This is a genomic window from Microbulbifer sp. ABF4_148 (assembly GCF_056158985.1).
Genome location: NZ_JBSWUI010000001.1, coordinates 2,492,663 through 2,504,972, shown reverse-complemented (window position 1 = coordinate 2,504,972; position 12,310 = coordinate 2,492,663). Strand labels below are relative to the sequence as shown.

At 54.9% G+C, this 12,310-nt stretch carries 15 protein-coding genes; 12 read left to right on the top strand and 3 right to left on the bottom strand.

From position 1 onward, the window contains the following. Window positions 1-19 precede the first annotated feature (19 nt). Both ACXAD0_RS10965 and ACXAD0_RS10960 read left to right on the top strand, forming a co-directional pair. Entirely contained in the window at window positions 20-829 is an 810-nt protein-coding gene (locus ACXAD0_RS10965) for a ZIP family transporter (RefSeq protein ID WP_475088442.1), read from the top strand. 103 nt (window positions 830-932) lie between these two features. Beyond that, entirely contained in the window at window positions 933-1,256 is a 324-nt protein-coding gene (locus tag ACXAD0_RS10960) for a cupin domain-containing protein (protein WP_475088441.1), read from the top strand. Window positions 1,257-1,329: 73 nt separating this feature from the next. Here the strand turns inward: ACXAD0_RS10960 and kynU are convergent, their stop codons facing one another. Both kynU and ACXAD0_RS10950 read right to left on the bottom strand, forming a co-directional pair. Further along, window positions 1,330-2,628, bottom strand: a complete 1,299-nt coding sequence (gene kynU / locus ACXAD0_RS10955) for a kynureninase (RefSeq protein ID WP_475088440.1) — start codon at window positions 2,626-2,628, stop codon at window positions 1,330-1,332. Beyond that, window positions 2,594-3,532, bottom strand: a complete 939-nt coding sequence (locus tag ACXAD0_RS10950; RefSeq protein WP_475088439.1) for an alpha/beta hydrolase family protein — start codon at window positions 3,530-3,532, stop codon at window positions 2,594-2,596. The genes kynU and ACXAD0_RS10950 overlap by 35 nt, the downstream gene beginning before the upstream one ends. A gap of 455 nt (window positions 3,533-3,987) precedes the next feature. Here ACXAD0_RS10950 and ACXAD0_RS10945 point away from each other — a divergent pair, with 455 nt between their 5' ends. The 8 genes from ACXAD0_RS10945 to ACXAD0_RS10910 all read left to right on the top strand — a co-directional run bounded on the left by ACXAD0_RS10945 (window position 3,988) and on the right by ACXAD0_RS10910 (window position 9,441). Next, complete coding sequence (locus ACXAD0_RS10945; RefSeq protein ID WP_475090367.1) at window positions 3,988-4,173, top strand: SEC-C metal-binding domain-containing protein; 186 nt, start codon at window positions 3,988-3,990, stop codon at window positions 4,171-4,173. Between the two features lie 679 nt (window positions 4,174-4,852). Then, window positions 4,853-5,146 carry a hypothetical protein gene (locus ACXAD0_RS10940; protein ID WP_475088438.1) on the top strand — a complete coding sequence of 98 codons (294 nt, stop codon included), beginning with the start codon at window positions 4,853-4,855 and terminating at the stop codon, window positions 5,144-5,146. A 319-nt stretch (window positions 5,147-5,465) separates the two neighbouring features. Beyond that, window positions 5,466-5,909, top strand: a complete 444-nt coding sequence (locus ACXAD0_RS10935) for a YtoQ family protein (protein ID WP_475088437.1) — start codon at window positions 5,466-5,468, stop codon at window positions 5,907-5,909. A 164-nt stretch (window positions 5,910-6,073) separates the two neighbouring features. Then, complete coding sequence (locus ACXAD0_RS10930; RefSeq protein ID WP_475088436.1) at window positions 6,074-6,499, top strand: DUF4174 domain-containing protein; 426 nt, start codon at window positions 6,074-6,076, stop codon at window positions 6,497-6,499. Window positions 6,500-6,581: 82 nt separating this feature from the next. Further along, window positions 6,582-7,223, top strand: a complete 642-nt coding sequence (locus tag ACXAD0_RS10925; protein WP_475088435.1) for an NAD-dependent epimerase/dehydratase family protein — start codon at window positions 6,582-6,584, stop codon at window positions 7,221-7,223. 186 nt (window positions 7,224-7,409) lie between these two features. Continuing rightward, on the top strand, window positions 7,410-8,456 hold the full coding sequence (locus tag ACXAD0_RS10920) for an alkane 1-monooxygenase (protein WP_475088434.1): 1,047 nt from the start codon (window positions 7,410-7,412) through the stop codon (window positions 8,454-8,456). 36 nt (window positions 8,457-8,492) lie between these two features. Continuing rightward, window positions 8,493-8,918, top strand: coding sequence for a DCC1-like thiol-disulfide oxidoreductase family protein (locus tag ACXAD0_RS10915; RefSeq protein ID WP_475088433.1), 426 nt, complete (start codon window positions 8,493-8,495; stop codon window positions 8,916-8,918). Further along, window positions 8,905-9,441 carry a GNAT family N-acetyltransferase gene (locus ACXAD0_RS10910; protein ID WP_475088432.1) on the top strand — a complete coding sequence of 179 codons (537 nt, stop codon included), beginning with the start codon at window positions 8,905-8,907 and terminating at the stop codon, window positions 9,439-9,441. Before ACXAD0_RS10915 ends, ACXAD0_RS10910 begins: the two co-directional genes overlap by 14 nt. Window positions 9,442-9,488: 47 nt before the next feature. Here ACXAD0_RS10910 and ACXAD0_RS10905 read toward each other — a convergent pair whose 3' ends face one another. Beyond that, window positions 9,489-9,743 (bottom strand): DUF2905 family protein, encoded by a 255-nt coding sequence (locus tag ACXAD0_RS10905; RefSeq protein WP_475088431.1) that lies wholly within the window; start codon window positions 9,741-9,743, stop codon window positions 9,489-9,491. A gap of 106 nt (window positions 9,744-9,849) precedes the next feature. On the opposite strand from ACXAD0_RS10905, the gene ACXAD0_RS10900 reads away from it, so the two are divergent. Beyond that, window positions 9,850-10,356, top strand: a complete 507-nt coding sequence (locus ACXAD0_RS10900) for a GNAT family N-acetyltransferase (RefSeq protein ID WP_475088430.1) — start codon at window positions 9,850-9,852, stop codon at window positions 10,354-10,356. Window positions 10,357-10,477: 121 nt separating this feature from the next. Further along, window positions 10,478-12,136, top strand: a complete 1,659-nt coding sequence (locus tag ACXAD0_RS10895; protein WP_475088429.1) for an arylsulfatase — start codon at window positions 10,478-10,480, stop codon at window positions 12,134-12,136. The last annotated feature ends 174 nt before the right edge of the window (window positions 12,137-12,310 follow it).

Sequence of the window (12,310 nt, the reverse complement as noted above, 5' to 3'; positions counted from 1 at the left end):
ACTGAGCAGCCTCCACGTAATGATCCTGACGCTTAAACTCGCTTCAGCAGCACTGTTATTTACCTGCGGCGTTGCCGGAGGGATGCTGCCGTGGTGGGTGCAGTCAGGCGCGCGAGGCAGGCGCTGGCTCAGCTGGGGTATCGCGTTCGCAGGTGGCGTGTTACTCAGCGCGGGGCTCATTCACCTGCTCGCAGAGGGTAATGAGGAGTTCCAGCGCCTATGGCCTGACAGTGATTACCCCTGGGCCATGTTGTTGGCTGCGTCAGCATTCTTGCTCCTGCTCTTTCTGGAACGCGTGGCACCACGCGTCGCTCGTGTACCCGTTGGAACCAGTATCACCGATGAATTCCCGCGGATGATAAACGCGGTCGAGGCATCAAACTCTTATCCTTACCTGCTTCTACTCACCCTTTCTGTCCATTCTTTACTGGCCGGGCTGGCAATGGGTGCCCAAGCGTCCCTGAGCGATTTTGCAGTCGTGTTTCTTGCTGTGATCGCTCACAAGATCAGTGCCGGGTTTGCGCTAGGCGCCAGTCTCAACCGAATTGGGTTGCCGCGTCGCCGCGCGCTCGGGCTCATTACAGGCTTTGCCGTGATGACGCCCCTCGGCCTGTTGATTGGCACTCTTATATCGCAATTTCTGCAAAGCCATGGTCAGCTGTTGTTTGAAGCCATGTTTGATGCCATCGCAGCGGGCGCCTTTTTGTATATCGCCACGTTTGATGTCATTCGCGAGGAGTTTCTGCCCCCTCCACCTGACCGGCTCAGCAAATGGTTTGCGGCGGTACTGGGGTTGTCGCTGATGGCTGTTATCGCGGTCTGGACCTGAGCCCCGGCATAACAGGGATTGAGTCAAGCCGGCACCCCTTGACAGCCCGCGGACAGACCAAACACGATTAGCGCACCGCATGTCTAACTCGGAGGCGCCAACTATGCAGCAGGGGAACCTATTTTCAGATATTCCAAATGGCGCTTTTGATGCCGAACAGTTTCTGCAACTCGGCGGCTCGAGCCGTACCCTGATCGAAAGGATTCTCTCTCGGGGGCACAAGTCTGCGGAACACGACTGGTACGACCAGGAACGCGCGGAATGGGTGGTACTGTTGGCAGGGGCAGCAGAATTGGAGTTTGTGGACGGTTCGACGGTACGACTCGAAAAAGGTGATTATCTGGATATCCCCGCCCACTGTAGGCATCGGGTCAGTTGGACCTCAGAGGAGGAAACCTGCATCTGGCTCGCTATTCACTATCAATAGATATACCTTGCGGTCATTCTGATATGCAGAACATAGTGGGCGAGACCGACAAAGACCCTGCCCACCTACGTTCTCAGGTGACCTTACTCTTTCGGTTAAATTGCTCCGCCCGATAGAGTGCCTTCGCCATGACATGTCCCAGCTTATCTACCGCCTGCGCGACATCCTGGTAGCGCAGAAACAATGGCGAAAAGCCAACCCGTAAGATATCCGGCGCACGAAAGTCCGCGATGACTCCCTGCGCGCCCAACGCCTGACAAATCGCATAAGCATCCGCGTGTTTGTAGGCTAACTGCCCTCCCCTTACTGCATGATCCAGCGGGCTAACCAATTCGAGACTGTCCAACACTGGATTCTGCATCAGTAATGCGGCGAAGAAGTCTGCCAGACCCAATGCTTTTCTGTGGATTTGTTGCATGGATACATCCTCGAATAGACCCAGTGCGGCATCGAGGACACTCATGGATAGTACGGGAGGTGTGCCAGCAAGAAACTGGCGAACACCCGCTGCTGGATGGTATTCCGGCGAAAACTCAAAAGGCGATTGATGCCCCATCCAACCAGCAAGAGGCTGCTGCAAAGCCCCCTGGTGTTGGGTCGCCACATAAACAAAGGCCGGCGCCCCTGGTCCGCCATTCAAATACTTGTAACCACAGCCCACAGCGAAATCTACCTGCCAATCGTCAAGCTGTAGTGGCAGCACACCCGCGCTATGGGCCAGGTCCCAGATCACCAGCGCACCGCTTTCATGGGCGAGCCGCGTCAAATGCTGGATATCGTGCGTAAAGCCGCTGCGGAAATTCACTTGTGTGAGGAGGAGTATCGCAACCTCCTCATCCAGGGCGCCTGCAACCTGATCTTCTTCAACCTCGACCAGCATGCAGCGCTGCTGGCCAAGTAACTGCTGTAGCCCCTGGGCGACATATAAATCGGTAGGGAAATTGTCGCGCTGTGAAACGATCTTGTGCCGACCCGGATTGAGCGCCAAAGCCGCTGCGATCAGCTTGAACAGGTTTACGGAGATAGAGTCACAACAAATCACCTGGCCGGGGCCAGCACCCAGTAGAGGGGCAATTTTTTCTCCGACGGATTCAGGCAAATCAATCCAGTGATGCTTGTTCCAGCTGCTGATCAGGTCACGTCCCCACTGCTCGTCCACCACCTCGCGGGCGCGCTGCTGCGCAGCGTAAGGCAAAGGCCCGAGTGAATTGCCATCGAGATAGATGGTTTCACCGGGCAACGCAAACTCCTCACGCTTGCGTGCTAAAGGATCATCCCGATCCAGTTCTTCCGCCGTCGGTAGTATGGTCGAAGCGGCACCTGACGCACCGCATCGCTTAACGGATCGCTTGAGAAGTTCCAGCTGACTCATTGATACTCAAATCTTGTGTTGCCGTTTCGGTTGGTATGGCGTCCAGAACCGTTACTAACGTTTGAAATGCGGGCGTACCGGGGTGCACCCAGTCAAAGTGGCCAGCCCCGGGCTGAACTTTTTTGACAATATTGCCGGTCTTGAACCGGCGAAACTGATCCTCTGGAACAATCTGGTCGCCGTCACCCCGCAGTAATGCCACCGGTGATGAAATAACCTTCCCTACTGGATTGGCCGCTGCGTAGTCGTCGATCAGGTCTACGGGTGAACCGCCCATAAAAGCCTTCGCCGCCTGCTGACAACCACTCTCCCCATTGGCGTACTGAGCGATGTCCGTGATGGCTGCAAGCCCAACCGTTGTGACTCGCGGTGCGTTCTCCGGGAACATCTCGGACCAGCTCGCCGCCAATAGTAGCGCCAGGTGTCCACCAGCCGAATGCCCCACAATGACGACGTTATCGTTAGTCACGCCGTAACCATTGAGACGGGCGATCGCTTTCACTCCCTCACGCAAGTCGTCGTAGCTGCGAGGCCAGGAGCCACTTGCTTGGTCAGAGCGACGGTATTCCAGGTTCCAAACCGGATAACCCGCCTGTGCAAGTGCGGTAGCCAACGGATAGGTATGTTCGATGTCATACGCGTTCAACCAACACCCGCCGTGTACCAGAATGACAATTGGCCGCGTTGTCTCCACGGGCTGTGCCGGCAACCACAAGAGGCCGTACTGATCGGAAAGCTCACCGTATGGGATCTTGTGGTCATACGGGCGAAACGCGAGTGCCGTGACGTCACCATAGGTGGGGTTCCCGGGTACAGAGGCGTAATCGACAAATTTCGATTCCCCCAAGGTACCAGCCGATACACATAGAACCCCGCTTGCCAGCAGGCACTTCCACCTTTTCACAGACTCACCCTCCAATATCCCAAGTCAGATCCAGATCCGTTCCTGTCCTACCTCATTGACACCATGCTACAGGAAACTCGTCTGCTGTATCGCCAAACCTCTCCTGGAAAGAGTCCAATCTGAACCAATGGGTAAACGGTGGAGTGATCCGAGTAACAGAAGCGACGACCACATTTGCGCAATGTGAGTGATACGACTCTGCGCTTGGCGCGGATCTCCACGGCCAGCACCCCAGTCTATTTTCTGAGCACTAAATACTTATGCCCATCCGCCCTTAACAACCGGCGCAGTAGATTCGGGATTTCACGGCCTGCCGGCCTGGCACGCGCAAGGGAAGATCATGAACCTCGAATATCGCGACCTACGTTTTTCAGCCCTTGAAATCGGGTTCTGTGTTCGTTTAGGATTCGCGCCCCGCACAACCAGCATCAGGAGGTGCAACATGCAACCCACCAATACCTCAAGCAACTTCTTTTTTCGAGCCTACCAGTAAGCGAAGAAAGGGATTCCCGTCAGAAACCCAGGTCAAGCGTGGCGTACGCGTCGTTCACAAGGAAAAAGAGCTCCTCGAAAAGCTTGGCAGGAAAGACCCTTGCCCTTGCGGTTCCGGCCGCCGCTTTCAAAGCGTGCTGCATGCGTAATGGCAAGTACGAAGGTTCGCTAAGGGACCACTATTTTTAGGGAAATTTCATAGCCCCGCCGGCTTCGTTCTGGCGAGTAATGCTATGGCAGGCGCGGCCGTCCGCTATGGGCGGCCGGCGGCCTTAGTCCAGAGAGTAATGGAAACCTGTGACAACCACTGGGGGAACTGAGCCTCTCCAACAGGTTGGCCTTTGCCACGGACCGGCTAATGCATTCCGTAAGACCCAAAGTAAATCGGACTTGGGTGCTGAGATCGGATTGGTCACAGCTTGATGACCTATAAGGTCATACGTGAACAACCATGGCGATGTATTTTTGCAGTGCTAACTGCAAGATGCTCTGGGACTTACCGCCGGCGGACCTGGCGAAAACCTGCGCAGGTGGCTTGGCGCGACTGATTATAGAGAGGGTCTATCGTCGGGCGATGGCGGACCAAAAGCTTTCCGGAATACCACAAGACAACTTCAAGGGCAGCGTCTGGCATGGGATACAGGCTTTACAGCCGATATTTGACGTACGACTGCACAGCGAGAACGGAAACGATGTAGCTATCTGATCAAACGGCGAGTGTCAGCGCCGCAGATATCCTCCTCCGTTGGCCGGACAAGAGGATACTTGCGGCACGACGCCGCCGATGGGCGAGAGGCCCGACTAGTTCGGTAGCGTCTCGATTGGCCCGTGATCATCACAATGGCCATTGTGGGCGTGATGCAGACGGCCGTCGACGATGTAGTCGATATGGTCGCCATGAGGGACAGCCTCGTGACCGCAGCCAGGGCCATGCACGTGGTCACCGCAGGTATGCACCGGCTGGCAACCATCCGGATTGGCATCACTGACCTCAATCACATGGCCGTCACAGTGGTCTCCGTGCGGATGGTGCAGTTCGCCATCCAGGAGGTAATCCGTATGATCTCCATGGCGCACGGCGGTATGTCCACAACCTCTACCGTGTTTGTGCTCTGGATGTGAATGGGTGTTTGAGCAAGACATAGTCGTGTCCAGTTTGATGAGTTTTTCAATAGACTATTGGCAGCTTAGACCACTTACGGAACATCTGGCCGCTGACCAGTGGGTTCGCAATTCATACTAAGCGATGCTTCGAACATTTACGAACTGAAGCATTTCATTGGCACCGAAAGTATTTATTCTCTGCCGATCCGCAACGGTTATTCAGATCTCGGCCTGAAATCCTAGTGTACGGTCATGAGTGATTCAGATTTTCCCGGTAAACCTTTACCATATACAACCACTTTTAGAACGTTGAGCTTAAGGCGTACAGGTCCATCCGATGAAGTTAAAAGTCTATCTCTCTGGCGAAATCCACACCGACTGGCGCGAACAGATTATCCAGGGCTGTGAGCATCGTGGCATCGACGTCGCGTTCACGACCGCAGTCACCAACCACGAAGCCAGCGATGCCGCCGGAGATTGCCTTGGCAACGAGAGCGCACAATTCTGGCGCGATCACAAGTCGGCCAAGGTTAATGCTATTCGTATCCAAACAGCCATCAAGGATTGCGACATTGCAGTGATTCGCTTCGGCGACAAGTACAAGCAATGGAATGCGGCATTCGATGCGGGCTATTGCGCCGCGCTGGGAAGGCCCTATATCACGTTGCATGACGAAGCACTGATCCACGCCCTCAAGGAGGTTGATGGGGCCGCGCAAGCCTGGGCGACCAGCCCCGCCCAAGTTGTTGAAATCCTCTCATACCTGACCTCCCAGACCTGAGGAGGTCCGCCCGAAAATCTGATTACAGGGCTTGTCCGTGGCCGGCAATCGCCGGCCACTACCCACTCATTATTTATCGCCGCCCAGCTAGCAGTCTGCAGCCGAGCCATGTCTGTGGTGTGTATACTGTACCTGTCTGTTCGCGCCGATCGGAGACCTGCGCTATGTGCCGAGTATCTGAACGAAGTCTTGCTGCCCTATTGATTTGCGCCCTGCTCTCAGTGCCTGGACTGGCCGCAGAGCGGCTGCGCGATTATCAGTGGAAGCAACGCCTTCTTCTGATTCAGGCATCGGACAGCCCGGCTCCCCTTGTAAAGCAACTTGCTGAACAAAAATCCGAAATTGACGACCGTGATCTGATTTGGTTTCTGGTGACCCCCAACGGGATCAAAAGTAACTGGACGCAAAGTGCTCCCGCTACACTGCGCGATGAAATCAAAGAGACATTACGTCGATCAGGGGATGCCTCGATTCTACTGATCGGCAAGGATGGCGGTATCAAGGCACAATACACCGGGCTCGATCTACCCGCCGTCTTCCAGCGAATCGACAGTATGCCCATGCGGCAAGAGGAAATGTCCAATCAGTAATTGTCGCTCTGGCCCAGGTTGCATCTCCGATTCCGGTGCAAAATAATGACGGGCTGTTAAACCAAATAGGCAAGCCACCAGCATGACGAAAACGGCGATGGTACTGGGCGCTACCGGGCTGGTAGGTCGATCACTGGTGGATCTACTCGCGGAATCCGAAGCATTTTCCCATATCGTCACCCTCACAAGGCGATCGGCCCCACATCCCTCATCGAAGGTCAACAATATCGTTGTGGACTTCGAAGCGCTTACCGACCACCGGCCACAATTTACCGTGGATTGTGTATTCTCCTGCCTGGGCACAACCCGGAAACAAGCAGGATCTATCGAGGCCCAGCGTCGCGTGGACCTCGACTATCAATGGCAGGCAGCGCAGTTAGCGGCGGACCAACAGGCAGGCCACTTTTTACTGGTATCTTCTAGTGGTGCCAACGCCAACAGCCTGAGCCCCTATCTCCGCATGAAAGGTGAACTGGAGGAAATGGTTCTCCAGCTGCCACTCCAGCGGATCAGCATCCTGCAACCGTCCCTGCTCCTCGGGCACCGCGATGAAAAACGATTCGGCGAGCAGCTCGCAGCCAGGTGGCTCCCTCTGCTGTGCAAATTGCCGGGACTGAGAAAGTATCGCCCCATCACCGGAGAGCAAGTAGCACAGTGCCTGCTTTCCCAAACCCTTGAGTCCGGGCCTCCGCGCCAGACATTGGTCCTCGACGAGCTCTTCTAGCCCGGTGCTCTCACGGGTGTCGGGCGGCTTGCAGCCCCACGGGAAAGAGACAGCCACCATGGCACGCCCCATTTTCCCTGCCGGTTGCCACCGCGTCGGTTTCCGGGCTTTAATGATCCTGATGTCGACGCTGTTCCGGTCAGACTGGAAACCCAAACGCACATCGGAATGATTGAAGGGGGCGTTATGCACTCTCTGCGCGCAACTCGTTACCTGGTCGCGTATATCCTGCCACTGCTGGTCTGGATAGGCCTCACATTTGGCGGTCTCTGGACATTTGTTCCGCTGCTTTATCTGTATGGGCTGATGCCAATGCTGGACTACCTGGTGCCGGCGCCGACCGCCAATCTCAGCGAGCCCGATGAACAAGCAGTTCTCAGCGACCCCCTGTATGACGCCCTGCTCTATCTCGCCCTGCCGGTACAGTATGGGCTGCTGGCCTACTTCTTTTTCCGACTCCCGGACTTGCACGGTGTAGCCCTCGTTGGCGCGGTTACCAGTGTGGGGTTAATGTGCGGTTCCTTTGGTATCAACGTTGCGCATGAGCTGGGCCATCGCCCCGATCGAGCCGCCCGACTCACCGCCAAGTTGCTGCTGCTCTCCTCTCTCAACACCCAGTTTTTCATCGAGCATAATCGCGGCCATCACAAACGCGTCGCGACGCCTGACGACCCTGCCAGTGCCCGACGCGGGGAGCCCCTATATCAATTTTGGATTCGTTCGATTCGCGATGGGTATATCTCTGCCTGGAGGCTGGAAAGCCGGCGACTCGCCAAACAGGGATGTCACTGGCTGTCTCCCCGCAATGAAATGCTGTTCTGGCAAGCAGTCCAGATACTGAGTGTATTTCTGATGTTTTGGCTTCTGGGGGCCAAGGCCGGTTTCTGCTTCCTCATCGCTGCACTGAGCGGAATTCTGCTACTGGAGACCGTCAATTATATCGAGCATTACGGGCTGTCGCGGACACTGACTGGCAGTCGTTATGAACGTGTCACCCCGGTACATTCCTGGAACTCCAATCACCTGCTTGGGCGCCTCAGCCTGTTCGAGCTGTCGCGCCATTCTGACCATCATGCGCGCGCGAGCAGACCTTACCCAGTGTTGAGACACCACAACAATAGCCCTCAGATGCCTACTGGATACCCGGGAATGATGATGCTGGCTTTGGTTCCTCCACTCTGGTTCCGTGTCATGGATCGCCAACTGGAGAACCTGGAAGCGATTCACCCTTAGGAAAACAACGATAGTGCAATTCAGGATCATACTTTTGTGAATCATGCCGCCCCAGGAGCAGGAAGAGAGATTGTCCTGCTGTATGACAAGCAGTGTCCAATGTGCGATTACTATTGCCATCTGATACGGATTCAACAAGATCTGGGCACATTGAAGCTGGTCGATGCGCGGGACGACGGTACTCTGATGGAGGAAGTCACCCGTCGCGGGCTGGATATCGATCAGGGCATGGTGTTGCAGGTCGGCGACAATCTTTACTACGGTTCAGAGGCCATTCACATGCTATCCCTGCTCGGGGGAAAAAGCGGTCTGTTCAACCGCATGAACTACTGGATATTCCGCTCGAAACGCGTCGCTTCAGTCGTATACCCCGTTCTGCGCGCAGCGAGGAATTTGGTCTTGAAAGTCCTCGGTATCACCAAAATCAATAATCTGCAGCTAAAAGACAATGACAGATTCTAGGCCCACTCAGCGTGTCACCGAGCAAAACCGTGATGGCCTGACTTTGCTGCCTGCTGTCGAGACTGATTTTGAAGACGTCCTGGCCCTAAACAGAGCGTTTGAAGTTGAAACCAGCCCGCTTACTGCCGCGAAGCTGCAATCTCTCCATGCTCAGGCTTGCTACCATAAGGTCGCCAGTGTTGGCGGTACCACTAAGGCCTTCCTGATTGCTTTTCGTCAGGATGCGCACTATGAAAACGCTAATTTCCAATGGTTCGCGCAGCGCTATACCCACTTTATCTATATCGACCGAATTGTTGTCGCCGCAGACACAGCTGGCATGGGCTTGGGTACTGCCCTCTATCATAATCTGTTTAAGTACGCTTCAGAATGCCAAGTCCCTGTAATCACCTGCGAGTACAATCTGTCACCGCCTAACCTGCGATCAAAGCGTTTTCACGACCGTCTCGGCTTCCAGGAGGTTGGACAGCGGCGATTACAATGCGGAGAAAAACTCGTCTCGATGCAGGTCAAGACACTATAGTGCCCGGCAATCCATGACTATCTGCAGGAGAAGTCATAAACCATCATCTATCGGGAGAAAAAGCGGATAACGTTGACCAGAATAGTCAACACAATGGAAATCAAAATCATGGCCTTCCAGGGAAAAAATACCTTCACCCTTGGCCGATTCGAGTCTTCATGCTGCTCAATCGCTTTACGCGTATATTCTTCAATCTTCTTCTGCGCCTTGCTGGCCGCTCTCGGGAATAGTATGGGTAGTAAATTAACAAGGGTCGTCAGGACAATCGACGCCACCAATGAATAGATAATGAACTCTGCCATCTGGTACCCGTCTCCAATCCGAGTATTAACCTGTGTTTGCCTGCCAGCATAGCCTGCCGGCGGGAACCTCCCTAAGGACCTGCGACGCCAAGAATGAGCCGTAGGCATGAAAGTTGCTTTATACTGCGCGACGCTGCATCACTTACTGGAGTATCAAGTGAACATCCTGCTCGACGACCTCAAAGCCCCCCAGATTGCACAATTCCTCGAAGAGCATATCGACGATATGCGTGCTATTTCACCACCGGAGAGCGTGCACGCGCTGGATCTAGAGAGCCTGCGCCATCCCGACATCACTTTCTGGTCAGTTTTTGATCATCAAGAGCTGGTCGGATGCGGTGCATTACGTGCACTGGGTCCGCAGCACGGCGAAATCAAATCCATGCGAACTGCTGCTCATGCAAGGGGAAAAGGCGTCGCAGGCACACTACTTAAGCACATGCTGAACACCGCCAGAGAACGTGATTATCTTGAGGTCAGCCTGGAAACCGGGTCCCTACCATTCTTCTACCCTGCACATCGACTTTATCGACGATTCGGGTTTGCCGAGTGTCCCCCATTCGGCGACTATTGCGAAGATCCCAACAGCCTGTTTATGACACTCAAACTCTAATTGGAATAGCGCCATCTCTACGAGCTGAACCGCATATTTTGGCGCTTATTCTTTTAAATTCAGGGCTGCTGACAGCGAGACTGCTAGGCTTTTTTGCTGTCAGGCAAAAAAGGTTACCTCAATGTCACGCCAAATCCGGATGGCGCTCATTGCTGTATTGATCGTCCCTTTACTCCTCCTCACAACCGCGACGCAAGCCTCGGAGGCGCCAACAACCGAGGAGCCCCAGAAGCGCGCCAATATCCTACTGGTGGTTGCCGATGACCTCGGCTGGACCGATCTGGGCGCTTACGGCAGTGAAATCAAGACACCAAATCTCGACCAGCTGGCCAAGCGGGGCGTGCAATTCACCAGTTTCTATGCCTCGGTCAGTTGCTCCCCTACCCGCGCCATGCTGATGACCGGTACGGACAATCACGTCGCTGGCCTCGGTACCATGAGTGAGCTGCTTACCGAATCACATGCCGGAAAACCCGGCTATGAGGGTTTCCTGAATCAGCGGGTGATCACGCTCGCCGAGGTACTCCGCCATCATGGTTATCACACCTATATGGCGGGCAAATGGCACCTCGGACACCAGGCTGGACAATTCCCTTTTGATCGGGGGTTTGACACCGCCTTTTCGATGCTGTTTGGTGGCGCCAGCTACTGGCGTGATCGATTCGGCTTACTGGCTGGGCAGGAGGAATTTGCCGAATACACCTTAAACGGTAAACGCCTGGAAACCTTGCCGGAAGACTTTTACGCAACTCGAAACTATACCGATTTCCTGATTGAGGCCATTCGCAAAAATCGGGGTGACGGAAAACCCTTTCTCGCCTATCTGGCTTTTACCGCCCCACACGACCCGATGCATGTACCGGAACCGTGGCTGAGCATGTACCAGGACGACTACAACACGGGCTACGACCAACTCAAGGAAGCGCGCGCGAAGTCGGCGCAGCGCCTGGGCGTCATACCCAGCGCACGTGTTCCGGCTGCCCCCGAGAAAATGACCAAGTGGGAAGCCCTGTCACCCGAAGAAAAAGCTCTCAGCGCAAAAGGTATGGAAGTGTATGCGGGCATGGTAACCAACATGGATTACCACTTTGGCAGGGTCATGAACTTTCTCAGCGATATCGACGAACTGGAAAATACCATTGTGGTCTTCCTTTCGGATAACGGTTCAAATCCCTGGTTCAGTGAAGACTACCCGGGCAACCGCGGTAGTGAATGGCTGGCACAGTTCGATAACTCCGTCGGCAACATTGGCCACCCCGGATCGAACTACGCATATGGTATTGGCTGGGCACATGCGGGCTCGGGCCCTCTCGATCTATTCAAAATGACAGTGGGCGAAGGCGGCATTCGGGTACCGCTGATTATGGCCGGGCCCGGCATCAATGGCGGGCGACGCAGTAACGCCCTGAGCTATGTCTGGGACATCATGCCGACCCTACTGTCCTATGCCAATGCGCCTCATCTGAACGAGTTTCGTGGCCATGCGGTGGAACCGATGAAAGGTCGCTCTATGAGACAGTTATTGGCCGGTGATACGGCTGCACTCTACGCGCCAGAAGATCCGATCGCGGGAGAAATGGGGGGTGGCAAATGGATTCGCCGTGGCGATTTCAAAGCGGTATCCATTGCACCGCCTTACGGCGATGGTGAGTGGCAACTGTACAATATTGCCAAAGATCCCGGCGAGACCCGGGACCTATCCAGCGCACGCCGGGAAGTTATGCAAGAACTGATAGAACAGTGGAAAGCCTACGCACAAGAAGTCGGCGTGGTACCCTGACCGATCTCGCAACCCATCCGCCACCCCCTCGACTTGACCGAGGAACCTTTGCTCTATCCCAGCGGATTTCAAACAATGCATCGCGCTCTTTTTTCCTTATGGTTGTCGATACCATGTATGGCTGCAGTGATGAACTGACGTCGACAGGAACACCAGTTAAACTGTACGCCCAAT

Coding starts and splice junctions, on each gene's coding strand:
- ACXAD0_RS10960 (WP_475088441.1), top strand. CDS start 933: ATGCAGCAGGGGAACCTATTTTCAGATATTCCAAATGGCGCTTTTGAT.
- ACXAD0_RS10920 (WP_475088434.1), top strand. CDS start 7,410: ATGCACTCTCTGCGCGCAACTCGTTACCTGGTCGCGTATATCCTGCCA.
- ACXAD0_RS10965 (WP_475088442.1), top strand. CDS start 20: ATGATCCTGACGCTTAAACTCGCTTCAGCAGCACTGTTATTTACCTGC.
- ACXAD0_RS10935 (WP_475088437.1), top strand. CDS start 5,466: ATGAAGTTAAAAGTCTATCTCTCTGGCGAAATCCACACCGACTGGCGC.
- ACXAD0_RS10895 (WP_475088429.1), top strand. CDS start 10,478: ATGTCACGCCAAATCCGGATGGCGCTCATTGCTGTATTGATCGTCCCT.
- ACXAD0_RS10900 (WP_475088430.1), top strand. CDS start 9,850: ATGAAAGTTGCTTTATACTGCGCGACGCTGCATCACTTACTGGAGTAT.
- ACXAD0_RS10905 (WP_475088431.1), bottom strand. CDS start 9,743: ATGGCAGAGTTCATTATCTATTCATTGGTGGCGTCGATTGTCCTGACG.
- ACXAD0_RS10910 (WP_475088432.1), top strand. CDS start 8,905: ATGACAGATTCTAGGCCCACTCAGCGTGTCACCGAGCAAAACCGTGAT.
- kynU (WP_475088440.1), bottom strand. CDS start 2,628: ATGAGTCAGCTGGAACTTCTCAAGCGATCCGTTAAGCGATGCGGTGCG.
- ACXAD0_RS10925 (WP_475088435.1), top strand. CDS start 6,582: ATGACGAAAACGGCGATGGTACTGGGCGCTACCGGGCTGGTAGGTCGA.
- ACXAD0_RS10930 (WP_475088436.1), top strand. CDS start 6,074: ATGTGCCGAGTATCTGAACGAAGTCTTGCTGCCCTATTGATTTGCGCC.